General features: G+C 48.4%; 21 protein-coding genes. 15 read left to right on the top strand and 6 right to left on the bottom strand.

Features of this window, described 5'->3' with window-relative positions; genetic code table 11:
* Positions 1-27 precede the first annotated feature (27 nt).
* Entirely contained in the window at positions 28-1008 is a 981-nt protein-coding gene (gene guaC, locus M1D98_RS15335) for a GMP reductase (RefSeq protein WP_010329950.1), read from the bottom strand.
* Positions 1009-1285: 277 nt separating this feature from the next.
* On the opposite strand from guaC, the gene M1D98_RS15330 reads away from it, so the two are divergent.
* Positions 1286-1426 (top strand): hypothetical protein, encoded by a 141-nt coding sequence (locus M1D98_RS15330; protein WP_010329949.1) that lies wholly within the window; start codon positions 1286-1288, stop codon positions 1424-1426.
* Between the two features lie 39 nt (positions 1427-1465).
* Here the strand turns inward: M1D98_RS15330 and yumC are convergent, their stop codons facing one another.
* Positions 1466-2464 (bottom strand): ferredoxin--NADP reductase 2, encoded by a 999-nt coding sequence (gene yumC, locus M1D98_RS15325; protein WP_010329948.1) that lies wholly within the window; start codon positions 2462-2464, stop codon positions 1466-1468.
* 333 nt (positions 2465-2797) lie between these two features.
* On the opposite strand from yumC, the gene M1D98_RS15320 reads away from it, so the two are divergent.
* The 4 genes from M1D98_RS15320 to spsC all read left to right on the top strand — a co-directional run bounded on the left by M1D98_RS15320 (position 2798) and on the right by spsC (position 5466).
* Positions 2798-4018 (top strand): NAD(P)/FAD-dependent oxidoreductase, encoded by a 1221-nt coding sequence (locus tag M1D98_RS15320; protein WP_121643769.1) that lies wholly within the window; start codon positions 2798-2800, stop codon positions 4016-4018.
* A gap of 172 nt (positions 4019-4190) precedes the next feature.
* Complete coding sequence (locus tag M1D98_RS15315; RefSeq protein ID WP_003243733.1) at positions 4191-4334, top strand: YuiA family protein; 144 nt, start codon at positions 4191-4193, stop codon at positions 4332-4334.
* A gap of 51 nt (positions 4335-4385) precedes the next feature.
* On the top strand, positions 4386-4706 hold the full coding sequence (locus tag M1D98_RS15310) for a YuiB family protein (RefSeq protein ID WP_010329945.1): 321 nt from the start codon (positions 4386-4388) through the stop codon (positions 4704-4706).
* A gap of 103 nt (positions 4707-4809) precedes the next feature.
* Positions 4810-5466 carry a stationary phase survival protein SpsC gene (spsC, locus tag M1D98_RS15305; RefSeq protein WP_082246354.1) on the top strand — a complete coding sequence of 219 codons (657 nt, stop codon included), beginning with the start codon at positions 4810-4812 and terminating at the stop codon, positions 5464-5466.
* A 28-nt stretch (positions 5467-5494) separates the two neighbouring features.
* On the opposite strand, the gene M1D98_RS15300 is transcribed toward spsC, so the two are convergent.
* Positions 5495-5971 carry a divergent PAP2 family protein gene (locus tag M1D98_RS15300; protein WP_010329943.1) on the bottom strand — a complete coding sequence of 159 codons (477 nt, stop codon included), beginning with the start codon at positions 5969-5971 and terminating at the stop codon, positions 5495-5497.
* Between the two features lie 157 nt (positions 5972-6128).
* Between M1D98_RS15300 and M1D98_RS15295 the strand changes: the two genes are divergently transcribed.
* Together M1D98_RS15295 and M1D98_RS15290 are read left to right on the top strand one after the other, a co-directional pair.
* Entirely contained in the window at positions 6129-7631 is a 1503-nt protein-coding gene (locus M1D98_RS15295) for a leucyl aminopeptidase (protein WP_121643208.1), read from the top strand.
* A 143-nt stretch (positions 7632-7774) separates the two neighbouring features.
* The gene (locus tag M1D98_RS15290; protein ID WP_010329941.1) at positions 7775-9103 is read left to right on the top strand and encodes a Na+/H+ antiporter family protein; all 1329 of its coding nucleotides are present in this window, start codon (positions 7775-7777) and stop codon (positions 9101-9103) included.
* 70 nt (positions 9104-9173) lie between these two features.
* On the opposite strand, the gene M1D98_RS15285 is transcribed toward M1D98_RS15290, so the two are convergent.
* Positions 9174-9776 carry a biotin transporter BioY gene (locus tag M1D98_RS15285; protein WP_010329940.1) on the bottom strand — a complete coding sequence of 201 codons (603 nt, stop codon included), beginning with the start codon at positions 9774-9776 and terminating at the stop codon, positions 9174-9176.
* A 101-nt stretch (positions 9777-9877) separates the two neighbouring features.
* Between M1D98_RS15285 and M1D98_RS15280 the strand changes: the two genes are divergently transcribed.
* The 8 genes from M1D98_RS15280 to M1D98_RS15245 all read left to right on the top strand — a co-directional run bounded on the left by M1D98_RS15280 (position 9878) and on the right by M1D98_RS15245 (position 23758).
* A complete protein-coding gene (locus tag M1D98_RS15280) occupies positions 9878-10474 on the top strand; it encodes a sulfite oxidase-like oxidoreductase (RefSeq protein ID WP_121643207.1) in 597 nt (198 codons plus the stop codon).
* Positions 10475-10688: 214 nt separating this feature from the next.
* Positions 10689-11555: a ferri-bacillibactin esterase BesA gene (gene besA / locus M1D98_RS15275; RefSeq protein ID WP_121643206.1), complete on the top strand. Its 867-nt coding sequence runs from the start codon at positions 10689-10691 to the stop codon at positions 11553-11555.
* A 200-nt stretch (positions 11556-11755) separates the two neighbouring features.
* The gene (locus M1D98_RS15270) at positions 11756-12541 is read left to right on the top strand and encodes a 2,3-dihydro-2,3-dihydroxybenzoate dehydrogenase (RefSeq protein ID WP_010329937.1); all 786 of its coding nucleotides are present in this window, start codon (positions 11756-11758) and stop codon (positions 12539-12541) included.
* Between the two features lie 24 nt (positions 12542-12565).
* The gene (gene dhbC / locus M1D98_RS15265; protein ID WP_121643205.1) at positions 12566-13762 is read left to right on the top strand and encodes an isochorismate synthase DhbC; all 1197 of its coding nucleotides are present in this window, start codon (positions 12566-12568) and stop codon (positions 13760-13762) included.
* Between the two features lie 28 nt (positions 13763-13790).
* Entirely contained in the window at positions 13791-15410 is a 1620-nt protein-coding gene (locus M1D98_RS15260) for a (2,3-dihydroxybenzoyl)adenylate synthase (RefSeq protein ID WP_010329935.1), read from the top strand.
* Between the two features lie 28 nt (positions 15411-15438).
* Complete coding sequence (locus tag M1D98_RS15255) at positions 15439-16374, top strand: isochorismatase (RefSeq protein ID WP_121643204.1); 936 nt, start codon at positions 15439-15441, stop codon at positions 16372-16374.
* 19 nt (positions 16375-16393) lie between these two features.
* Positions 16394-23533: an amino acid adenylation domain-containing protein gene (locus M1D98_RS15250; protein WP_456279693.1), complete on the top strand. Its 7140-nt coding sequence runs from the start codon at positions 16394-16396 to the stop codon at positions 23531-23533.
* A gap of 15 nt (positions 23534-23548) precedes the next feature.
* Positions 23549-23758, top strand: a complete 210-nt coding sequence (locus tag M1D98_RS15245) for an MbtH family protein (RefSeq protein ID WP_039075620.1) — start codon at positions 23549-23551, stop codon at positions 23756-23758.
* Positions 23759-24058: 300 nt separating this feature from the next.
* Here the strand turns inward: M1D98_RS15245 and M1D98_RS15240 are convergent, their stop codons facing one another.
* Both M1D98_RS15240 and ald read right to left on the bottom strand, forming a co-directional pair.
* The gene (locus M1D98_RS15240; protein ID WP_121643202.1) at positions 24059-24736 is read right to left on the bottom strand and encodes a YukJ family protein; all 678 of its coding nucleotides are present in this window, start codon (positions 24734-24736) and stop codon (positions 24059-24061) included.
* A gap of 109 nt (positions 24737-24845) precedes the next feature.
* Positions 24846-25982, bottom strand: a complete 1137-nt coding sequence (gene ald, locus M1D98_RS15235) for an alanine dehydrogenase (protein WP_039075622.1) — start codon at positions 25980-25982, stop codon at positions 24846-24848.
* Positions 25983-25984: the final 2 nt, after the last annotated feature.

Genomic DNA, 25984 nt, shown 5'->3' with positions numbered 1-25984 from the left:
TTTGAAAGTCCACTTTGGTCTTTTTGTTTAAAACTTGTCACCATTAAAAATAGAGTTTTTCACGATAACGTAATCGACATTTCGAATAGCATCGAGTTTGTTCCCGCCTGCATAAGAAATAGCAGACTGCAGATCCTGCTCCATTTCAATCAGCGTATCCTTGATTGAGCCTTTATGTGCCACGTGCATTTTCTTGCCTTCTACATTTTTCTTTTCGCCTTTTTGGAATTCAGAGGCTGAGCCGAAGTATTCTTTGTAGAGCTTTCCGTCTTTTTCGATCGTTTGGCCTGGTGATTCTTCGTGGCCGGCAAATAGTGAACCGATCATGACCATTGTGGCGCCGAAGCGGATTGATTTTGCGATATCTCCATGTGTGCGGATGCCGCCATCCGCGATAATTGGTTTGCTGGCAGCTTTGGCACACCAGCGCAGTGCAGCTAATTGCCAGCCGCCTGTGCCGAAGCCTGTTTTGATTTTCGTAATGCATACTTTTCCCGGTCCGATGCCGACTTTAGTGGCATCCGCTCCAGCATTTTCAAGCTCTCTGACTGCTTCCGGCGTTCCGACATTGCCGGCAATGACAAAGGTGTCAGGCAAATGTTTTTTGAGGTGCTGGATCATTTCAATAACGGCATTTGAATGACCGTGAGCAATGTCGATTGTCACGTAATCGGGAGTCAGGTTTTCTTCTGCCAGCTGGCGGACAAATTCGTACTCCTCTTCTTTGACACCCACGCTGATAGAAGAGAATAATCCGCGTGCGTTCATATCTTTCATAAAATCTATTCGTGTTTCAGGTTCAAAGCGGTGCATCACATAAAAGTAGCCATTTTCGGCTAATTGAATGGCCAGCTTTTCATCTATAATCGTCTGCATATTGGCAGGAACGACAGGCAATGTAAACGTACGTCCACCTAAACGTACGGATGTATCACATTCTGAACGGCTGTTTACAATACATTTTGCAGGAATTAACTGAATATCTTCGTAATCAAATACGTTTTCCATCATTTTCACTCCTAAAAACGAATATTTAAAAGAATAATATATAAATCGTTCGCCTTGTATAATGTACTCTGTTTTATTTAGGATGTCAAACGTTTTATTTGCTTGCAGGGGTGTGCAAGTGCCTAAGCTTGTCATGCACAGTGAGTTTGGGTATGATAGTTTTAACGAATGGTCCTAGAGAGCGGATGAAAAACGCGAATTATATACGTTCAGCAAAGCTTGGTCGTTCAGCACCAAGCTTTCTTTATGACATGAGCGTGCGAAAGGAGCGAATGAGATGACGCAAAACGAAGAAAAAACACCGAAGTCGCAAAAGATCCAAGATCGCATTATCATGGCAATGATCTGGATCGTCGCAGCCCTTGTGATTGCGCTGGTTCTTGGAACTGCATTGAATTATATCAATATCTTCAAATAAAAAAAGGAGTTGTGTCGCTGACACAAACTCCTTTTTTTCTTATTTATTTTCAAAAAGACTTGTTGAGTGAAGAGGCTGTACACGGGCTTTCGGATCCATGTAAGCCTTGGCGTTGTTCACTGCTGTCGGTGCCTCGCCGAAGCCGCTTGCGATCAGGTTGACTTTTCCTTCGTATGTACAAATGTCACCTGCTGCAAAGAAGCCTTCGATGTTTGTTTCCATCGTTGATTTGACGACAATGGAATTTTTTTCGATGTCCAGACCCCAGTTTTTGATCGGTCCAAGAGATGACACGAAACCGTAGTTGACGATTAAGTCATCGATTTCTAAAATCTCTTTGCGATCGCCTTTCACTTCTTCAAGCACTAGCTGTTCAATTTTGTCTTCACCAATCAGCTCCGCAGGGACGAATGGCGTCAGGACATTAACCTTCGACGCATGAAGGTTTTCCACACTGTGCTCGTGCGCGCGGAACTTATCGCGGCGGTGAATGATGGATACTTCTTTTGCGATTGGCTCAAGCATAAGCGCCCAGTCAACCGCTGAATCTCCGCCTCCAAGGATCGCAACGCGTCTGCCGGCGAATTTTTGCAAATCGTCAACGAAGTAGTGAAGGTTTTTGCCTTCATACTGCTCGGCATTTTCAAGTTCCAGCTTTCTCGGTTTGAATGCGCCGTTTCCTGCAGTGATAATCACTGTTTTGGAGTAGTGGATTTCTTCATTTGTCACAAGCTTAAACACACCGTCCGCTTGTTTTTCAACAGATTCAACCGCTTGCTCCAGGCAGATGGTTTGGTCGAATTTCGCCATTTGCTCTTTTAGGTTGTTGATAAGCTCTTGGGCGCGGATTTTCGGGAATCCCGCTACATCATAAATATATTTCTCAGGGTATAGGGCGCTAAGCTGTCCGCCGAGCTGAGGCAGGCTTTCGATAATTTTGACGCTTGCCTGTCTCATGCCTCCGTAAAAAGCGGTGAATAAGCCGACCGGTCCCCCGCCTATAATGGTAATATCATAAACCTTTGTATCCTCTCGCATACGAAAATGGCCTCCTAAATGAAAATTGTTATTAATTATACCATATTGCCGTTAAAATTGACGAGTCAGCAGAAAAAATCGCAAGTGTATGTTATGCGCATCCGTCCTTGAAAAAATTTCCGCAGGCAGATACGATGATAACCAAATAAATTGATCTTTTTCTGAATGTTTCTTGGGCCAGACGGATAAATATGATAATAGTGCTATGGGGAAGGACTTCCACAAAAAACTTTTTCAATATATTTCATAAAATCCCGCCAATAAGCTGAAGCTAACACAAATGATGATTTTATTATGCGTCTAACAAAAGCAAAAAAAGAGAAGGTGGATGTGATGGCATTGAATAAGCCCAAAATCGTGATTTTAGGTGCAGGATATGGCGGATTGATGACGGTAACTAGGCTGACAAAGTTTGTGGGACCGAATGATGCTGATATTACGCTTGTGAATAAACACAATTATCATTACGAAACGACATGGATGCATGAAGCGAGCGCAGGTACGCTCCACCATGACCGCTGCCGTTATCAGATAAAAGATGTAATCAACCAGTCGCGGGTCAATTTTGTACAGGATACTGTAAAGGCAATCAAAATTGAAGAGAAAAAAGTGGTGCTTGCAAATGGAGAGCTGCAGTACGATTATGTAGTCATTGGACTCGGCGCAGTACCTGAAACGTTCGGCATTAAAGGGTTGAAGGAATATGCGTTTCCGATTGCCAACATCAACACCTCGCGCCTGCTGCGGGAACATATCGAGCTGCAGTTTGCGACTTACCATACGGAAGCGGAAAAACGGCCGGACAGGTTAACGATCGTTGTAGGCGGAGCCGGATTTACGGGGATTGAATTTCTTGGCGAGCTGGCAGCACGCGTACCGGAGCTCTGCAAGGAGTATGACATTGACAGAAGCCTCGTGCGAATCGTATGTGTGGAAGCCGCGCCGACCGTATTGCCCGGCTTTGATCCTGAGCTTGTTGATTATGCCGTTCATTATCTTGAGGAAAACGGAGTTGAGTTTAAGATCGGCACGGCTGTGCAAGAATGTACACCGGAAGGAGTCAGAGTCGGCAAAAAAGATGAAGAACCAGAGCAAATCAAATCGCAAACCGTGGTATGGGCGGCAGGCGTCCGCGGCCATCCGATTGTGGAAGAAGCCGGTTTTGAAAATATGCGCGGCCGTGTCAAAGTCAATCCTGATCTTCGCGCACCCGGACATGACAACGTCTTTATTCTCGGCGACAGCTCGCTGTTTATGAATGAAGATACAGAGCGCCCGTATCCGCCGACTGCGCAAATTGCGATGCAGCAGGGGATAACGGTTGCTAAAAACCTTGGGAGGCTTATTAAAGGCGGAGAGCTTGAACAATTCAAGCCGGACATTAAAGGAACCGTCGCTTCCCTCGGCGAGCATAACGCGGTTGGAGTCGTGTATGGCAGAAAGCTGAAAGGCACGCCGGCTTCGTTTATGAAAAAAGTCATCGATAACCGCTCACTGTTTATGATTGGCGGCCTCGGACTGACGCTGAAAAAAGGCAAGTTTAAGTTTTTCTAAAAACCCGCTTCCGCGGGTTTTCTTTATTAAAAAAAGCCAAAACAAAAAGATAACGAGAGAAAAACAAGTATGTTTCCGCTTACATCAAAAGATTTGTCACATGATCTGACTTTATGATTGACAGCTTGATATGATATATTATCAGAAAATTAAGAAAAAGGGTGATGATCAGATGAAAACTGCGACGACAACCGCTTCACATGCATGCCCATTTTGCTCAGGGAAAGGGTATTTTCAATTGATCCTCGGCGGTTCAGAGACTTGTCCATCTTGCCAGGGGACAGGAAAAGACAGTCATTCTTTTTCCAGCCGTTGACTTTTTTTCGCCCCCCGCGTTACACTAAAAACAACGCAGGGGGTGGAATAGTTGATTAGTCTGCCAGTCGTCATCATCTCAATTGTTCTGTTTTTTGTTTTGTTTTTTGGAATCGGTTTCTTATTAAATATGCTGCTGAGAATGTCTTGGATTATGGCTGTAATCTATCCAATTGTATGCCTTTTTATTATTAGCAAGGATAGGCTGATCAGCTATATACAGTCTCCGGGAGAATCTTTTGCCGGCCTATTTCATCGTATCGTATCATTAGCGGCTGCCGATGTGCTGATTTTAGCAAGCGGTTTGGCTGGCGCTGTCGTATCTGGTATCGCGATCAATATGCTCAGAAAAAGAGGATATCAAATGTTTTAAATGCCGCTTTCTTCTAAAGAAAGCTTTTTTTGTGCTTTCTGCTCATTCATCATGTTGAATACTGCTCTCTCCAATTGGGAATAATGATTCGGAGGAGAGGTGAATGATGTTGAATATGATCAGACGTTTGCTGATGACCTGTTTATTTCTGCTTGCATTTGGCACGACATATTTATCAGTGTCAGGAATCGAAGCGAAGGACTTGTCAAAATGGGTGCAGGAACATCAAAAAAAGCACTTGAAGCATGCTGGACTGACATTAAAAGCATTGCAGCAGAAAAAAACACAAACGATATCCGCGGCCAAGGATCAAACAAAACCGTTAGAAGAAGCTTTTGATTGGGACGAGTATCCGGTTCAAAAAGTAACAGCAACAGGCTACACAGCAGGAGCTGAATCGACGGGAAAAAAACCCGGCGATCCATTATATGGGCTTACATATTCAGGTGTAAAAGTGAAACGGGATTTATACTCCACGGTTGCCGCTGATCCGTCCGTTTTCCCGATCGGCACGATTTTATTCATTCCGAATTACGGTCTTGGAGTTGTGGCAGACACAGGATCTGCTATTAAGGGAAACCGCCTTGATCTGTACTTTGAAACCGTCAAAGATGTGTACAATGAATGGGGCAAAAAAACCCTTGATGTATATGTGATTAAAAAGGGAACGGGAAAGGTCACCGAGGATGAGCTCGAGAAGCTTAATGAAACAAAATCTTTGCAAGTGTTCAGGAATCAATATAAAACTGTGAAAGAATAAAACGCTCCAGCTGCCGCTGGAGCGTTTTTCATATGAACAAGTAAGCGAGTATCAATGTAAGTAAGATACCTGTTAAGCCTCCGAAAAAGACCTCGATCGGCTGGTGTCCGAGAAGTTCCTTCAGCTTTTTTTGCTTTTCTTTTTCTTCAGCCTTCGGGAAGTCCTTTGCTTCATTTACGAAGCGGTTAAAATCAATGACAAGCTTATTGATGACTGTTGCCTGTTCACCGGCGTGGCGTCTGACGCCAGTTGCGTCAAACATGGTAATGACGGCGAAAATGGCAGAAACCGCAAAGAGGGAGGAGTCTAATCCATGCTCCAAGGCTACGCCTGTAGAAAGCGCAGTGACCGCTGCCGAGTGTGAGCTCGGCATGCCGCCTGTGCTTGTGACCAGCGACCAGTCTAGTTTTCTGGATGCGATAAACTGTATGGGCACTTTGATGACCTGAGCAAAAATAATCGCGGCCAGACTTGATAATAAAGGGAAGTTTGTTAAAAGTTCCATTGGCGACATCCTTTCTATTTGAAAAAATCCTTCGTATTTCAAAAGAAAAAAACAAGTCTTAGACTGTTGTTTGATAAAATAAGTGTAATGGAAAGAATGTTTTTCCTATTATACCATTGTTCATAACAAATACCCATTACGTTAGGAGTGTAAGCATATGTTTTATGCGATTCAGCCATTAGAGCATACGGATACCCTTGTGGTTGGGCTTTTTCAAAAAAGCCAGCTGTCAGGAAAAGCGCTGGAAATTGATGAAATGCTGGAGGGCCATCTGACACAGCTTTTGAAAGATGGTGATGTCTCTTCTAAACCAAATCAAGTATCAAAAGTATACCCTCCATCTTCTGCGGGTATGAAACGGATTTATTTCGTTGGTTTGGGAAGAGAAGCCAATTATTCATTTGAACAGGCGAAGGAATGTTTTGCCCATGTTTTTCAAGCGATTCATAAAGACCGAAAACAAGAAGCTTCTGTCCTGCTTGACACTTTTATTTCGGAAGACGTGCCTGCCGCGGATGCCGCTCATGCTTTAGCTGAGAGCTGCCTGCTTGCTTCCTATGAGGTGCAGGATTATAAGCACAAATCAAATGAGCCGGACAAACAAATGGAAGCCGTGTACGCCGTCACAGATGAAGATACACAGGAAGTGCAGGCGGGGCTTCGCGTCGGCCAGGCATACGGCCAAGGGGCAAATTCGGCTAGAACCCTAGTGAATATGCCCGGAAACATGCTGACAGCGACTGACCTTGCTTCATATGCGGAAGAGCTTGCGGCGAAATATGATTTTGAGTGTGAGATATTGGAGAAATCAGAGATGGAAGAGCTCGGCATGGGCGGAATACTTGCGGTAAACCAAGGCTCGGCCGAACCGCCGAAGATGATTGTTTTGAAGTATCAGGGCAAAACGGAATGGGAGAATGTCGTCGGACTTGTCGGAAAAGGAATTACCTTTGACACAGGCGGCTACTCCATTAAAACGAAATCTGGAATTGTCGGCATGAAATCTGATATGGGAGGAGCAGCTGCGGTTCTTGGCGCAATGGAAACGATCGGAGAGCTTCGTCCCGAGCAAAACGTGTTGGCTGTCATTCCTTCAACCGATAATATGGTCTCAGGCAGCGCGATGAAGCCTGATGATGTGATCGTATCATTAAGCGGAAAAACAATTGAAATCCTCAATACGGATGCTGAAGGAAGGCTTGTGCTTGCAGATGGCATTACATACGCGAAACAGCATGGGGCGTCAGTTCTTGTTGATGTAGCTACGCTGACCGGCGGCGTTGTTGTGGCATTAGGGACAGAAACGACCGGCGCTATGACAAATGATCAAAGCTTTTATCGGCAGGTAGCTGATGCTGCGGAAGAATGCGGCGAGGCGATCTGGCAGCTGCCGATAACAGAGAAGGATAAAAAGCGAGTGAAGAGCAGCCAAATGGCCGATCTCAGCAATTCGCCGGGACGCGAAGGACATGCGATTATGGCAGGGACGTTTCTTGGTGAATTTGCCGAAGCAACGCCTTGGGTGCATCTTGATATTGCGGGTACGGCGACATCAAATAAAGCAAGCTGCTTCGGGCCATCTGGCGCGACCGGCGTTATGGCCAGAACACTTGCCACACTGGCGGAGCGATTTACATCGGAAGAGGAGAAAAGCGAATAATATTAAATCCCTGCTGAGAAGTGCGGCGGGGATTTTTTCTTCCAAAATCTTTAGTTGACTAAAGTGTATCGGTTATGATACGATACGTTCATACTTTATTTATCTACTACATTAGCAAACTAAAGGATTTTTGGAGGGTTATTATGAACGCAGTCGTCATCGCAGTACTGCTTATGCTTGTCTTAAGCCTGCTGCGTGTCAATATTGTTATCGCATTAATCATAGGGGCTCTGGCCGGAGGATTAACAGGCGGGCTCGGACTTGGAGAAACGGTTAAAGCTTTTACAGACGGGCTCGGCGGAAATGCCACCGTTGCAGTGAGCTACGCCATGCTTGGCGCGTTTGCTGCGGCTTTAACGAAAACGGGTCTTCCGGACGCAATGGTGGAAGCCTCCGTTAAATTGATCGGAAACAAAGAAGACACCCGCAAAAAAGCGCTGTCCAAAGTGCTGATTGTGCTGATTATTTTAATCATATCTTGTTTTTCGCAAAACGTGGTTCCGGTTCACATCGCATTTATCCCGGTGCTGATTCCGCCGCTTTTGAAAATCTTTAATGAACTTGAAATAGACCGCCGTCTGATTGCGTGTGTGATTACATTCGGTTTAACGGCGCCTTATATTTTAGTGCCGGTCGGTTTCGGCCAAATCTTCCAGGGCATGCTCAAGGATAATGCGGCAGCTGCCGGATTAAACGTATCCCTCGGTGATATTCCTTACGCTTTAATGATCCCGGTTGCGGGTATGGTTGTAGGTCTGATCCTATCAATCATCGTATTCCGTAAACCGAAAACATACGAAACAAAAGAAATATCTGGTGCGGCCGCTTCTCCATATACGAAAAAAAGCCTGGCGATCGCGGTTCTTGCCATCGCAGTGTCACTCGGCGTCCAGCTCTATTTATCACAGTCGCTGGGAGTAGAAGGGATGATTATGGGTGCGCTGGCGGGTCTGATCATTCTGTTTGTCAGCGGCGTAATGAAGCGTGATGAAGCGGATTCGCTGATTACTGATGGAATGGTTCTTATGGCCTTTATCGGTTTTGTCATGCTCGTTGCAGCCGGGTTTTCAAATGTATTGACGAAAACCGGAGATGTCGAGTCATTGGTTAAAACAGCGGCCGGCATTATGGGGCACAGTCAATTAGTGGGCGCACTGCTGATGCTTATTGTCGGCTTGTTCATTACAATGGGAATCGGTTCTTCTTTTGCGACGATTCCGGTTATCACAACGATCTTTGTGCCTCTTTGCATGCAGCTCGGATTCAGCCCGATGGCCACGGTTGCGATTATCGGAACGGCAGCTGCGCTTGGCGATGCCGGTTCACCTGCCAGCGACAGTACACTTGGACCGACTTCAGGTTTGAGTGCGGACGGCCAGCATCACCACATTTGGGATACTTGTGTGCCGACCTTTTTATTTTATAATATCCCGCTTATCATTTTCGGCTGGATTGCGGCGATTGTTTTATAGGAAAAAGGCTCCCCTTTACTGAGGAGCCTTTTCTCGTTATGATAAAAAAGCCGTACCGTAGAATGATTTTTCACGTGGACGATATGTGATTTCTGTTAAAGCCGGTTGCTTTTTGAATAGAGCGGTAGATCGCAGGTGCAATAAACGCCAGCACCACAGCCAGCGCCGTGTCTTTTACCATAAACCAAGTCATAAAGCCCCAAGCCGTGACGTAGCTCACTGGCGTATGAATCCATAGGTTCAGTGCAAGATACATATAGGTAGTCCCGATGATATACATGATGGCCGTCCCAATAAGAGAAGCCATTAGAAATCGGGTGTTGCCCGGCTGCGCCTTGCGCTCTAAAAACCATCCAGCTGCAAATGCTGCCGGGATGTATGAGAGAATAAACCCGCCGCTTTTTCCTACAAATGGTGCGAAGCCCGCTGAAAATTGAGCAAACACAGGCGCTCCGGCTAATCCGACAAGCGCATATACAATCATGGCAATACCTGCTCGTTTGCTGCCGAGAAGCAAGGCTGCCAAGAGACAGAAGAACGGCTGCATCGACAGCGGAATGCCGGCTACTTGTAAAAAGGGCGCCACTGAAGTAAGATTGGCGCCGACGGCCATAAGTGCGGCGAACATCCCAATCAGCGCCATATCTCCCGCACGAAGTCTATGTTGTTTCATTGTTGTTCCCCCTTAGGTTTACATTCACAATCATAGCGTAATAAACAACAGAAAGATTGTCAACATTATTTGAAACAAGGTTAACAAAGAGGAGGTTTTGTATGTATTTCGGAAAAACAAAACAATCCGATCAATCGGGGAGAGTACCGCCAAATCAAAACGTCACAACCTCATTTCCTGTGCTTCATACGGGAAATGTCCCATATTACGAGGATATGGCCAAATGGAATCTTCAAATATACGGATTGGTTGACCATCCGATGCTGCTAAGCTTTGAAGATGTCAAAGCCTTTCCTCAGTACGAATCGAAAAATGACATCCATTGCGTCACGGGGTGGTCACGGCTTGATAATGTGTGGCAGGGTGTGCGGACTCGTGATCTAGCGGAAAAAGCGGGTGTCAAAGAAGAAGCGGGCTACGTCATTTTACATGCGGAAGAGGGGTGGACGACCAATCTGCCGCTCAATGATTTTTTAGCGGAAACCTCCCTTCTGGCCTATGCGCATAATGGCGAACCCTTAACGCCTGAACACGGCTTTCCGCTGCGGGGGGTGTTTCCGCATCTGTATTTTTGGAAAAGCGCCAAGTGGCTGCGCGGCATCCAATTTACGAAAGAGAACCATCCTGGCTTTTGGGAGCAGAACGGTTATCACATGAGAGGCGATCCTTGGCAAAATCAAAGATTTACTTGGGATTAAGGTTCTATTTCATGCAGGACAATTTGCATCCTCATCAGGTTTTTATTTCCATATCATTAGTCTTCAGGTACCTTATTTGATGAAGGTGCCTTTTTTATTCGGGAAAAAGTTGACTTTCTTTGGAAGAAAACCTATTATTTGAGTTGTCTAGTTGATAGTGAAAATCATTATCACAAATTGTGGTTTTAGTTTAAGGAGAGGAATGTCGTACTGCATGAAAGAGAAAATCGACCGGGCGAAAGGCGGGACACAAAACGCATATACCATTCCTGGTACGGAAGTGCGTATCATGTCTTCACGCAATCACAACCGTACCTATCAAATTTTCATTTCGAAACCGAGTACGCCGCCTCCGCGCGCTGGTTATCCTGTGATTTATCTGCTGGATGCGAATTCTGTCTTCGGAACGATGGCGGAAGCCGTTCGAATACAGGGGCGCCGTCCTGAAAAAACCGGGGTGATCTCTGCTGTAATTGTCGGCATTGGCTATGAGACAGCAGAACCGTTTTCCTCAGCGCGTCACCGGGATTTTACAATGCCGACGGCTGAATCAAAGCTGCCGAAAAGGCCCGACGGAAAAGATTGGCCGGAACATGGCGGAGCAGAGGGGTTCTTCAGTTTTATTGAGGAGGATCTGAAACCAGAGATAGAACGAGATTACCAGATTGACAGAAACAGGCAAACAATCTTTGGCCACTCACTTGGCGGGCTGTTCGTGCTGCAGGTGCTGTTAACAAAGCCGGATGCGTTTCAAACGTATGTCGCGGGAAGTCCTTCTATTCATTGGAATAAACCATTTATTCTCGATAAAACGGACCATTTCGTCTCCCGCTTAAAGAAAAACAATCAGGCTATCAATCTCCTGCTTGCCGCAGGAGAATTGGAGCAGCATCATAAAAGCCGGATGAACGATAATGCGAGGGAGCTTTACGAGCGGCTGGCCGTTTTATCTGAACAAGGCATACGGGCAGAATTTTGCGAGTTTTCAGGAGAAGGGCATATTTCTGTTCTTCCTGTTTTGGTCAGCCGGGCGCTGCGTTTTGCGCTTCACCCTGACGGCCCGCATATGTCAATGGGCTGAGACATTCTCAGCCTTGCTTCTAAAAATAAATAGTCATCACTGAAATTATATTTGACTGTCACATGACATTTGGATATGATTATTTTTATAATTGATAATGATAATCATTATCAATAAGTTGCGCTTTTCTTTTTGAGGCGCCATAGTCTTTTTCACTGGATGCCCGTTCGGCATCTGAAGCAAAGAAAGGAATTGATGATATGGATGCTATGGGTATAAAGGGCAAAATTGCTTTGATAACAGGAGCTGCCCAAGGAATAGGTGAAGCTGTTGCGCGGACGCTTGCCGATCAAGGCGCGCACATTGCGGCAGTCGATTATCATCCTGAAAAGCTTCAAAAGGTTGTGAATAGCCTCAAAGACGAAGGCTGCCATGCGGAAGCCTTTCCTGCGGATGTGAGAGACAGCGCGGCGATTGACGAGACCACGGCGCGCATCGAACGTGAAATGGGGCCGATCGATATGTTGGTGAATGTAGCGGGTGTCCTTTGCCCGGGGCTGATCCATACACTCAGTGATGAAGAATGGGAGGCCACGTTCGCAGTGAATTCGACCGGCGTGTTTAACGTCTCGCGTTCAGTCAGCAAATATATGATGGACCGGAGATCAGGTTCGATTGTAACGGTCGGATCGAATGCTGCCGGTGTGCCGAGGACATCAATGGCGGCATATGCTTCTTCAAAGGCTGCGGCTGTGATGTTTACGAAATGTCTTGGCCTTGAGCTTGCAGAATATCATATCCGCTGCAATATTGTATCCCCCGGTTCAACAGAAACAGACATGCAGTGGTCATTATGGACCGATGAAAATGGAGCAGAGCAAGTCATAAAAGGATCACTTGAGACATATAAGACTGGAATCCCGCTCAAAAAACTGGCTCAACCTTCGGATATTGCGGGTGCCGTGCTTTTTCTGGTTTCTGGCCAGGCTGGGCACATTACCATGCATAATTTATGCGTAGATGGCGGCGCGACCTTAGGCGTGTAACTCATTTAAAGGAGGTTTATGAGAATGCTGAAACAAAACGTTATATCAGAAACAAAAGCGGAGCGTGTGCTTCACGAGTATCAGCCGGGTGATTTTTTCATCGCATCCCCTCATCGCGTACTGTTAGCGAAAGGCGTAAAGGAAATTGTACCGAAGGCAGAAGGGCAAAACCAAATTGAAACCCTTTCCAGACGTATTACAGAAACGCTGCGTCAAGCGAAGCAATCGGGACAAAGCCGCCCGCTTGTTGTCGGAGCCGTTCCTTTTGACCATGTAAAAGAAGCTCGGCTTATTGTTCCTGAAGAGGTGCGCTCATCAGGACCGCTTCAATTTGATTACGCGGAGAATGAACAGCAGCCGGAAAATACATACCACATAGAGCCTGTTCCTGCACCGGAAGAATACAAAAATGGCGTCGAGCAAGGACTGGCACGCATTGGCAATGGCACGCTCAGCAAGATCGTCATGTCCAGATCGCTGCATTTGACATCGTCAGAACCGATTCAGACGGATGAACTGCTTCGCCATCTGGCGCGGCATAACTCGCACGGCTACACATTTGCCGCAGACTTGTCCAGCCAAGCGGAACCGTCTTCCCGCCGAACATTGCTCGGTGCAAGTCCAGAGCTTCTCGTTTCAAGAATGGGAACCCATGTCGTTTCCAATCCATTAGCCGGCTCAAGGCCTCGCAGTGATGATCCTGTGGAAGACCAGGGCCGGGCTGCTGAATTGCTTTCTTCCGCAAAGGATCTCCATGAGCATGCGGTTGTGGCTGACGCGGTTGCGGCAGCGCTGCGGCCTTTCTGCCGGACGCTGGATGTCCCGGATAAGCCTTCACTGATCCAAACGGAGACGATGTGGCATCTGTCCAGTGTGATTAAGGGAGAACTTTCCGATCCGTCTGTAACCGCACTGGAATTGGCTGCCGCGCTCCATCCGACACCGGCCGTCTGCGGGACACCGACTGATCTTGCAAGAGAAGCAATTCTCAGCATTGAACCTTTTGACCGCGGTTTCTTCACGGGCATGCTTGGCTGGTGCGATGATGCGGGGGACGGAGAATGGATCGTGACGATCCGCTGTGCAGAGGCAGAAGAACGCTCGCTTCGCCTGTATGCAGGAGCCGGTGTTGTTGCCGGATCAAAACCCGAGGACGAGCTTCAGGAAACATCCGCGAAGTTTCGGACAATGCTGCGGGCGATGGGCGTGAATCATATATGATCAGAATGAATTGCTGGAGGGATGCAACATGTTGAATGGATGTACGCCTTGGCCTGATGAGATAGCTGAGGCATATCGGAAGAATGGCTGCTGGGCCGGTGAGACGTTTGGGGATTTGTTAAGGGACCGGGCTGCCAAACATGGAGACCGCATCGCAATTACTTGCGGAAATGCCCATTGGAGTTATCAGGAGCTTGACACGAGGGTTGATCGCCTGGCTGCCGGTTTTCAGAAGCTCGGCATTCAACAGATGGATCGTGTTGTGGTGCAGCTGCCGAATATCGCAGAGTTTTTTGAAGTCATTTTCGCGCTCTTCCGTCTGGGGGCTCTCCCGGTCTTCGCACTGCCTTCACATCGAAGCAGTGAAATTACATATTTTTGCGAGTTTGCTGAAGCGGCTGCTTATATCATTCCCGACTCTTATTCCGGCTTTGACTACCGTTCACTTGCCAGACAGGTTCAAAGCAAATGGCCATCTTTAAAACATGTCATTGTCGCAGGTGAGGCAGAGGAATTTTTGCCGCTGGAGGATTTGCATACAGAACCTGAAACCTTTCCTGAGGTCAAAGCTTCTGACGTGGCTTTCCTTCAGCTTTCTGGCGGAAGCACCGGCCTCTCGAAACTGATTCCGAGGACCCACGATGATTATATTTACAGTCTGAAGCGGAGTGTAGAGGTCTGCTGGCTCGACCACAGCACGGTGTATTTGGCGGCATTGCCGATGGCGCACAATTATCCGCTGAGCTCTCCCGGGGTTCTCGGCGTATTATACGCTGGTGGAAGAGTGGTATTATCTCCTTCTCCAAGTCCGGATGACGCATTTCCTTTGATTGAACGGGAACAAGTCACGATTACCGCTCTCGTTCCGCCTCTTGCGATGGTATGGATGGAGGCGGCATCCACACGCGATGACGACCTATCCAGCCTTCAAGTGCTGCAGGTCGGCGGCGCCAAGTTTAGCGCTGAAGCTGCGCGAAAGGTAAAAGCTGTATTCGGCTGTACGCTGCAGCAGGTTTTCGGAATGGCAGAGGGTCTGGTCAATTATACGAGACTGGATGACTCTGAGGAAGTCATTGTCAACACCCAAGGAAAACCGATGTCCCCATTTGATGAAGTGCGTGTTTGGGATGATCAGGATCGTGACGTAAAACCCGGTGAAACAGGGCATCTGCTGACGCGTGGGCCGTACACGATTCGGGGTTACTATAAGGCAGAAGAGCATAACGCCGCTTCATTTACGAAGGACGGTTTTTACCGCACAGGTGACATCGTCAGGATGACACCAGGCGGCTACATTGTCGTTGAAGGCCGTGCGAAGGACCAAATTAACCGCGGGGGAGAAAAAGTGGCGGCTGAAGAGGTAGAAAATCATCTGCTGGCGCATCCGGATGTCCATGATGCGGCAATGGTCTCCATGCCTGACCAATTTCTTGGCGAAAGATCTTGTGTGTTCATTATTCCCCGGGATGAAGCCCCGAAAGCCGCAGCGCTCAAAGCGTTTTTGAGAGAACGCGGACTGGCTGCATACAAGATCCCCGACCGCATTGAATTTGTTGGCTCCTTCCCGCAGACAGGGGTGGGAAAAGTCAGCAAAAAAGCGCTTCGAGAAGCCATTGCCGAGAAGCTTCTTGCAGGTTCAAAAAACTAAAACAAACAATTTGAGAGGGAGTGTTCAAATGGCTATACCTGCCATTCAGCCGTATCAAATGCCGAAAGCGTCTGATATGCCGAAAAACAAAGTTTCATGGGTGCCTAATCCCAATCGGGCAGTTCTGTTAATACACGATATGCAAAACTATTTTGTCGATGCTTTCACGGCGGGATCGTCACCAGTAACAGAGCTTTCAGCAAATATACGGAAGCTGAAGGATCAATGTGCCCAGCTTGGAATTCCTGTTGTCTATACCGCGCAGCCTGGAAGCCAAAACCCGGCTGATCGGGCGCTGCTGACAGACTTTTGGGGTCCGGGGTTAAACAGCGGCCCTTATGAGGAGAAAATCATCACCGAACTGGCACCGGAAGATGCTGATCTCGTGCTGACAAAATGGAGATACAGCGCGTTTAAGAGAACGAATCTGCTTGAGATCATGCGCAAAGAGGGGCGCGATCAGCTGATCATTTCGGGGATTTACGCCCATATTGGCTGTCTCGTTACAGCATGTGAAGCATTTATGGAGGACATTGAAGCCTTTTTCGTGGGAGACGCGGTTGCTGATTTTTCATTAGAAAAACATCAAATGGCGCTTGATTATGCGGCGGGGCGCTGCGCATTTACCGTGATGACTGACAGTCTTCTCGATCAGCTGAAGAATGCGCCTGCACCTGCTCAGAAAACGTCCGTAACGACTGGCAAAGAAGTGTTTACATGTGAGAACATCCGTAAACAAATTGCTGAACTTCTTCAAGAAATACCTGAGGAAATTACAGATCAAGAGGATTTGCTCGAACGCGGGCTTGATTCGGTAAGGATCATGACATTGGTAGAACAATGGCGCCGTGAAGGAGCTGAGGTGACATTCGTTGAACTGGCTGAACGCCCGACGATCGAAGACTGGCAGAAATTGCTCACAACCCGCAGCCAGCAAGTGCTGCCAAACGCGGATTATTTATAAAGGGAGGGTAAACAAACGGATGCCTGATACAAAAGACCTTCAATATTCTTTGACCGGAGCGCAAACCGGCATATGGTTTGCACAGCAGCTTGATCCGGACAATCCAATCTACAATACGGCGGAATATATAGAAATCAATGGAACACTCAATATTGCTCTTTTTGAAGAAGCTTTGCGGCGTGTGATAAAGGAAGCGGAATCGCTGCATGTCCGCTTCGGTGAAAACATGGACGGGCCTTGGCAGATGATGAACCTGTCTCCAGATGTACAGCTGCATGTCATTGATGTCAGCTCTGAGCCTGATCCGGAAAAAACAGCATTACACTGGATGAAGGCCGATTTGGCAAAGCCAGTCGATTTAAGACATGACCCTTTGTTCAATGAAGCTCTGTTTTTAGCCGGACCTGATCGTTTCTTTTGGTATCAGCGCATTCACCATATTGCGATTGACGGCTTCGGTTTTTCCCTCATTGCCCAGCGTGTGGCAAGTACGTATGCCGCGCTTATGAAAGGACAATCAACTGATGGTCGTTCCTTTGGTTCTCTCCGGGCCATTTTGGAGGAGGATGCAGATTATCGCGCATCAGAGCAGTACGAGAAGGATCGCCAATTCTGGCTGAATCGTTTTGCTGATGAACCTGAGGTTGTGAGTTTGGCTGATCGGGCGCCAAGAACATCTAACCGTTTTCTTCGTCATACGGCGCATCTGCCTCTATCTGATGTAAACACGTTAAAAGAAGCGGCGCGCTATTTCTCAGGAACCTGGCATGAAGTCATGATTGCGGTGACAGCTGTTTATGTGCACCGCATGACTGGCTCTGAGGATGTTGTGCTCGGTCTTCCTATGATGGGACGGATAGGGTCCGCATCACTGAAAGTGCCGGCTATGGTGATGAATCTTCTCCCTCTCCGGCTTTCCGTCAGCTCTTCGATGAGCTTTTCTGAACTTATTCAGCAAATTTCCCGGGAAATCCGCAGTTTACGGCGACATCATAAGTATCGCCATGAAGAGCTTCGGCGCGATCTGAAATTGATAGGAGAAAACCATAGGTTATTTGGACCGCAAATGAACCTCATGCCATTTGATTACGGGCTCGATTTTGCCGGGGCCCGGGGAACAACGCATAATCTCTCAGCCGGTCCTGTCGATGATCTATCAATCAATGTCTATGACAGAACGGACGGCAGAGGGCTGCGGATTGATATAGACGCGAATCCTGAGGTTTACAGCGAGTTTGATATTCAGCTTCATCAGCAGCGTATTTTGCAGTTGCTGCAAACGGCTTCAGCCGGGGAAGACATGCTGATAGGGCAAATGGAGCTTCTATTGGCAGAGGAGAAAAAACAAGTCATTCGTGAATGGAATGAGACGGCAAAATCTGAGAAGCTGCTCAGCCTTCGGGATATGTTTGAAAGGCAGGCAATCCTTACACCTGAACGTATCGCTCTCATATGTGATGGCGTTCAAGTAAACTATCAAGAGTTAAATGAAAAGGCAAACCGTCTCGCGCATCTGTTGATCGAAAAAGGGCTTGGACCGGAGCAATATGTCGCTTTGGCGCTGCCGCGTTCCCCAGAGATGGTAGCTTCGATGCTTGCTGTACTAAAGACTGGTGCGGCGTATCTTCCGCTCGATCCCGAGTTTCCGGCCGATCGAATTTCTTACATGCTCAAGGACGCGAAACCTTCATGCATCTTAACGACTGAGGAAATAGCAGCCCGTCTGCCTGATGACCTGTCTGTTCCGCAGCTTGTGCTTGATCAGACTGTGACGCAGGAGATTGTAAAACGTTATTCGCCTGGCAATCCCAATGTATCGGTTTCTCTTGCCCATCCTGCGTATATCATCTATACCTCAGGCTCAACAGGAAGGCCGAAGGGTGTCGTTGTTACGCTGAAAAGCTTGAGTAATTTTCTGCTGTCCATGCAGGAGGCATTTTCTCTAGGAGAAGAAGACAGGCTGTTGGCTGTGACGACTGTCGCTTTTGATATTTCGGCATTGGAGTTATTTCTTCCGCTTATCAGCGGGGCGCAAATCGTGATCGCTAAGAAAGAAACGATCCGTGAGCCACAGACATTAGCTCAAATGATTGAATATTTCGATATCAATATTATGCAGGCGACACCGACACTATGGCATGCTCTGGTGGCGAATGAACCTGAGACACTTCGGGGGCTCAGAGTGCTTGTTGGAGGCGAGGCGCTGCCGAGCGGCCTTTTGCAGGCGCTACACGAGCTCCAGTGTCCAGTCACGAACTTATACGGCCCGACTGAAACAACGATTTGGTCTGCAGCAGCTTTTCTTGAAAAAGGGGTGAAGGGCGTTCCGGCGATTGGCAAACCGATTTGGAACACGCAGGTATATGTGCTTGATCACGGTTTGCAGCCGGTGCCGCCGGGCGTTGTCGGAGAGCTTTATATTGCAGGAACCGGCTTGGCCAGAGGTTATTTCCGCCGCCCTGATTTAACGGCTGAGCGCTTTATTGCAGATCCATACGGACCGCCGGGGACTCGGATGTATCGAACCGGAGACCAGGCCCGCTGGCGCGCTGATGGCTCTTTGGACTATATCGGACGGGCGGATCATCAAATTAAAATCCGCGGATTCCGAATTGAACTTGGAGAAATTGATGCTGTGATTGCCAAGCATCCGGACATTGAACAGGCCGCGGTTGTCGTTCGGGAAGATCAGCCGGGAGACAAACGATTGGTTGCATATATGGTTGCTGCAGCAGCTATTGATACTGCCGAGCTTCGCCGTTATGTGGGCGCCAGTATTCCAGATTATATGGTGCCGGCGGCATTTGTGGAGATGGACGAACTGCCATTAACACCTAATGGCAAGCTTAATCGAAAAGCGCTGCCAGCGCCTGATTTTAGTACATCTGTCAGCGATCGGGGACCGAGGACGCCACAAGAAGAGATATTGTGTGATTTGTTTGCCGAGGTTCTTGGTTTGGCACGCGTCGGCATTGATGACAGTTTCTTCGAGCTTGGCGGTCATTCTCTTCTTGCAGCCCGTTTGATGAGCCGCATTCGTGAGGTAATGGGCGCCGAACTCGGTATCGCCAAGCTCTTTGACGAACCGACAGTAGCCGGACTAGCTGCCCATCTTGACCAGGCGCAGAGTGTGCGTCCCGCGTTGCAAAGAGCTGAGCGGCCCGAAAAGATCCCGCTATCTTTTGCCCAGCGCCGGCTGTGGTTCCTCCATTGTCTGGAAGGGCCGAGCCCCACTTATAATATTCCGGTTGCTATCCGTTTGTCGGGTGAGCTGGATCAAAGTGTGCTGCAAGCGGCACTTTATGATCTCGTCTGCCGCCATGAAAGCCTTCGGACGATCTTCCCCGAATCACAGGGGACATCCTATCAGCATATTTTAGACGCTGATCAAGCCCGGCCTGTTTTACATGTTACAGAAATGGCTGAGAAGGAACTTTCTGAGCGGCTTGCCGAAGCTGTGCGCTACAGTTTTGATCTTGCAGCTGAACCTGCTTTTCGTGCCGAGCTTTTTGTCATCGGTCCTGGCGAGTGCGTGCTGCTCCTCCTCGTGCATCATATTGTCGGAGATGGCTGGTCCTTAACGCCTCTGACCCGAGATCTTGGGGCGGCATATGCGGCTCGCTGCCACGGAAAAGCTCCTGAATGGGCGCCCCTTGCTGTGCAATATGCAGACTATGCGCTTTGGCAGCAAGAACTGCTTGGAAGCGGCGATGATCCAAATAGTTTGATTGCCGGACAGCTTGCTTTCTGGAAAGAAACCCTCAGGAATTTGCCTGATCAGCTTGAACTGCCAACAGATTATTCACGTCCGGCTGAGCCGAGTCATGATGGGGATACGATTCATTTCCGCATTGAGCCCGAGTTGCACAAGCGATTACAGGAGCTGGCCTGCGCAAATAGGGTGAGTCTGTTTATGGTGCTTCAATCCGGTCTCGCCGCTTTATTGACAAGGCTTGGGGCGGGCACTGATATTCCGGTCGGCAGTCCGATCGCGGGGCGGAATGATGATGCGCTGGGCGATTTGGTGGGGCTGTTTATCAATACATTGGTGCTCAGAACCGATACGTCCGGTGATCCAAGCTTCCGTGAGCTTCTTGACAGAGTGAGGGAAGTGAATCTGGCAGCCTATGAAAATCAGGATCTGCCGTTTGAGAGACTCGTTGAGGTGCTCAATCCGGCTCGATCGCGTGCGACGCATCCTTTATTCCAAATCATGCTTGCGTTCCAAAACACACCGGATGCTGAACTGCATCTTCCTGACATGGACAGCAGCCTGCAGATCCATAGTGTGGGTTCTGCCAAGTTTGATTTGACGCTTGAAATCAGTGAAAACCGTCTTGCTGACGGGACTCCAAACGGATTGGAAGGGCTGCTCGAGTACAGCACGGATCTTTTCAAGCAGGAAACTGCACAAGCTCTTGCTGACCGTCTGATGCGCCTGCTTGAGGCTACCGAATCTGATCCCAACCAGCACATCGGAAATCTGGACATCCTTGCACCAGAGGAGCGCAGCAACATGGTGACAGATTGGCAAAGTGTTTCTGACAAGCTTCCGCACGCATGTTTGCCGGAGCAGTTTGAGAAGCAGGCTGCTTTAAGCCCGGATGCCATTGCCGTTGTGTATGAAGATCAGGCGCTGAGGTATGCTGAGCTGAATGAACGAGCAAATCGGCTTGCCCGAATGCTGATCAGTGAAGGCGTCGGGCCGGAGCAATTTGTCGCTTTGGCACTGCCTCGGTCATTGGAAATGGCTGTCGGGCTATTGGCGGTGCTGAAAGCCGGCGCGGCTTATTTGCCTCTCGATCCTGACTATCCGGCAGACCGAATCGCTTTTATGCTGAAGGATGCGCAGCCGGCGTTTATCATGACGAACATAAAAGCTGCAGCGCACATTCCGCCAGCGGAAAATGTGCCGAGAATCATACTGGATGATCCCGAACTTGCAGAGAAACTAAACAGATACCCTGCTGAGAATCCAAATAATACAGATAGAATTCAGCCGCTTTCTCCTTTGAATACGGCGTATGTCATATATACATCAGGCTCAACGGGTGTTCCAAAAGGTGTGATGATTCCTCACCAAAACGTTACGCGTTTATTTGCAGCCACTGATCACTGGTTCCATTTCAGCTCAGACGATATCTGGACCATGTTCCATTCCTATGCGTTTGACTTTTCGGTGTGGGAGATTTGGGGTCCTCTGCTGCATGGCGGACGTCTTGTGATCGTGCCTCATCACGTCAGCAGATCGCCAGAATCGTTTCTCCGCCTGCTTGTCAAAGAGGGGGTGACCGTTCTGAATCAGACACCGTCCGCTTTCTATCAGTTGATGCAAGCGGAAAGGGAGCAGCCGGATCTCTGTCAGGCACTCAGTCTGCGCTATGTCATTTTTGGCGGAGAAGCGCTTGAACTCAGCCGTCTAGAGGATTGGTATAACCGCCACCCTGAAAATAGACCGCAGCTGGTCAATATGTATGGGATTACAGAAACGACGGTGCATGTCAGCTATATTGAATTAGACCGAGAAATTGCGGCTTTACGGGCAAACAGCTTGATCGGCTGCGGCATTCCCGATCTTGGCGTATATGTGCTGGATGAGCGCTTGCAGCCGGTGCCGCCGGGTGTTGCCGGAGAGATGTATGTATCAGGAGCGGGATTGGCAAGAGGCTATCTAGGGCGGTCTGGCCTAACAGCGGAACGCTTCATAGCCGATCCGTTCGGTCCTCCGGGCACTCGGATGTATCGAACTGGAGATGTGGCCCGCCTCCGCGCTGACGGCTCTCTCGACTACGTCGGCCGTGCCGATCACCAAGTGAAAATTCGGGGCTTCCGGATTGAACTGGGAGAGATTGAAGCTGCGCTCGTTCAGCATTCGCAGCTTGAAGATGCGGCAGTAATCGTGCGTGAGGATCAGCCGGGAGATAAACGGTTGGCAGCTTATGTCATACCTTCTTCGGAAGAAACGTTTGATCCGGCGGAACTGCGCAAATATGCTGCTGAGAGGCTCCCGGATTACATGGTGCCTTCTGCCTTTGTAGCGATGGAAGAATTGCCGTTGACACCGAATGGAAAGCTTGACCGTAAAGCGCTGCCCGCTCCGGATTTCACAGCAACAGTGACAGGGCGCGGACCAAGAACACCGCAGGAAGAAATCCTCTGTGACCTGTTTATGGAGGTGCTTCACTTGCCGCGTGTCGGTATTGATGACCGTTTCTTTGATGTAGGCGGCCATTCCTTGCTTGCTGTTCAGCTGATGAGCCGCATCCGTGAAGCGCTCGGCGTTGAACTCAGCATCGGCATCCTATTCGAAGCGCCGACTGTTGCCGGGCTTGCTGAAAGACTTGAAATGGGATCAAGCCAAAGCGCACTTGACGTTCTGCTGCCTCTCCGAACAAGCGGAGACAAGCCTCCTTTATTCTGTGTGCATCCGGCAGGCGGTCTCAGCTGGTGCTATGCCGGTTTGATGACGAATGTAGGAACCGATTATCCGATCTACGGATTGCAGGCACGGGGTATCGGGCAGCGCGAGGAGCTTCCGGAAACACTTGATGACATGGCTGCTGATTATATTGAACAAATCAGAACGGTTCAGCCGAAAGGCCCGTACCATCTGCTGGGCTGGTCCCTTGGCGGGAATGTTATTCAAGCAATGGCAACCCAGCTGCAAAATCAAGGAGATGAAATATCTCTCCTGGTGATGCTGGATGCCTACCCGAACCACTTCCTTCCTATAAAAGAGGCGCCGGATGATGAGGAAGCGCTTATTGCCCTTCTGGCGTTAGGCGGGTACGATCCAGACAGCTTAGGGGATAAACCGCTTGATTTTGAAACGGCGATTGAGATTCTCCGCCGTGACGGCAGCGCGCTTGCGAGCCTGGATGAATCAGTCATTTTAAATCTGAAGAACACCTATGTCAATTCTGTCGGCATTTTAGGCTCATATAAGCCGAAAACCTTCCGTGGAAATGTCTTGTTTTTCAGATCTACAATCATTCCTGAATGGTTTGATCCGATTGAACCAGATTCGTGGAAGCCTTATATTAACGGACAAATTGAACAAATCGACATCGACTGCCGCCATAAAGATCTTTGCCAGCCCGAACCGCTCGCTCAAATCGGCAAGGTTCTCGCTGTCAAACTGGAAGAAATGAATAAATAAAGGGGGAAGAAAGAGATGGCAAATCCTTTTGAAGATGCGAATGGGACGTATTTAGTGCTGATTAATGAGGAGGGCCAATATTCTCTGTGGCCCGGTTTTATCGATGTGCCGAGCGGCTGGACAGTCGTTCATGAGCAAAAAGGGCGTGAAGCTTGTCTGGACTATATCCAATCGCATTGGAGCGATATGAGGCCAAATAGCCTAAAAACGGTTGAAAATGTGTAATAGCAAAAAAGAGACTGCTCGCCGCAGTCTCTTCAGCGTGTCGACAAACCCTCGCATTCGTTGTCAGGCCTGCGCGTCGGTGCTCACGAATTACGAAAGGAACGGCGACTAAATGCTTAGGCGTCCTGCCTAAACACCGCCGTCATCACATCCTGTGAAAGTCTGCTCCGATGCTCGCCCTTCCTAGACTTCAAGGGTTTTCAATCACGCTGAAAAGATGACAAAGTCATAAAACGAAAACCGTTTTATGACTTTGTCAACAATCTGAAGAGACTGCTCGCCGCAGTCTCTTTCTTCTATTTACGCAGGCGTTTGGGTATGATCACAATCTCTGACGGGGTTTCCGTTTTCATCCGTACACCAAGATTGGGATAAAAATGCTAAAAACACAGCGGCCCACTGATCGGCAAATTGAATCAGAATGCCTCCGTCATGCCATGAACCGTTGTCTTTTTTCCAGCGGCTATCCATTGCATTTCCTTGATTCATATGGATATTGTGCATGCCGTTAGTCGGAGTAAATCCGAATATTTTATCTGCAGCCTGTTCCGGCCCGAATTTTGAGCCAAAAAGATAAACCGGCGCTTTCTCTACTAACGCTTTTTTCATGTACGTTTCAATGAAATCATTTAAATCATTATCAGGCCCCGTAATTTCATGCCGCAAAGGCTTCATTTCCCGCGAGTCAAACAAATGGCCCCGCACGTAATCCAGTGCGATTTCACGGTTTGCCTCAGTAATCCTTGCGTATCCATACGGCATGTTCGGAAGGGTGGTGATCATGCTTGAATCAAACTGATCATCTGCCACATACAATACTTCAGATTCCTCAGAGCTGGACATCACATTGATGGCGCACCTGTAATACGTATTCTCCTCACCAAGCACTTTGACTTGGAAATGAGGACTGTCATCATCTGTTTCCCGCTTCATGTCTAAGACAATGCCTTTTAAAACGCCATATTGCTGAACAGCCATATGAATCCCCCTTTATGATCGAGTTCATCGTCTTAGTTCGTGAAATGGTTCCTCTTTTCCTTTTAAAAGATAAAAAAAGCCTGCAGAAAATCTTTCTGCAGGCTTCATGTTAAGCACCCGCTACAGATGACTCATCCTCTAAAGCCTTCTCTGCAGGTACATACTCGTATCCTAAATCCTTTGCCACAGCCTCATAGGTCACGTGTCCGTTCGCTGTGTTTAAACCGGCTCTCAGTGCCGCATTGTCTGCGAGCGCTTTTGCTGCTCCTTTGTTCGCGATTTGCAGCGCGTATGGAACAGTAACGTTTGTCAGCGCGATTGTTGATGTCCGAGGGACAGCGCCCGGCATGTTTGCCACAGCGTAGTGGACAACGCCGTGTTTTTCATATGTCGGCTGATCATGTGTGGTAATATGGTCGACAGTTTCGACGATGCCGCCTTGGTCAATCGCAACATCGACAATCACTGAACCAGGGTTCATTTGTTTTACCATTTCCTCGGTGACAAGAGTCGGAGCTTTAGCACCCGGAATTAATACCGCGCAAATGAGAAGATCCGCTTCCGCCACAGCATCTGCGATATTGACCGGATTTGACATTAACGTTTTCATCTGATGGCCGAAAATGTCATCAAGCTGGCGCAGGCGGTCTGCGTTTAAGTCGATGATAGTCACGTCTGCACCGAGTCCGACAGCCATTTTCGCAGCGTTTGTGCCGACGGCGCCTCCTCCGATAATCGTTACTTTGCCGCGGGAAACGCCTGGCACTCCGGCAAGCAAAATGCCTTTTCCGCCCTTAGGTTTCTCCAAAAATTGAGCTCCGATTTGCGCTGCCATTCTGCCTGCAACCTCTGACATTGGCGTCAGAAGCGGCAATGACCGGCCGTCACTAACCGTTTCGTATGCGATCGCCGTAACGCCTTTTTCTTTCAAGGCCTGTGCAAGCTTAGGCTCAGCTGCCAAATGAAGGTACGTAAACAGCACAAGTCCTTCACGGAAGTAGACGTATTCTTCTGGCAGCGGTTCTTTGACCTTCATGACCATTTCAGCGTCCCATACCTGTTTCGGATCAGCGATGATTTCCGCTCCTGCTGATTCATAGGCTTCATTTTCAAATCCGCTTCCAAGGCCCGCGCCTGTTTCAACGAGCACCCGGTGGCCGTTTGAAATGAGTTGAGAAACGCCTCCAGGTGTTAGTGCCACGCGGTTTTCATTGTTTTTGATCTCTTTAGGAACCCCTATGATCATAT

It is taken from the genome of Bacillus sp. K7, from assembly GCF_053903245.1.
Note: the sequence above shows the minus strand (reverse complement) of the source record. Positions and strands in the feature narration are given on the sequence as shown.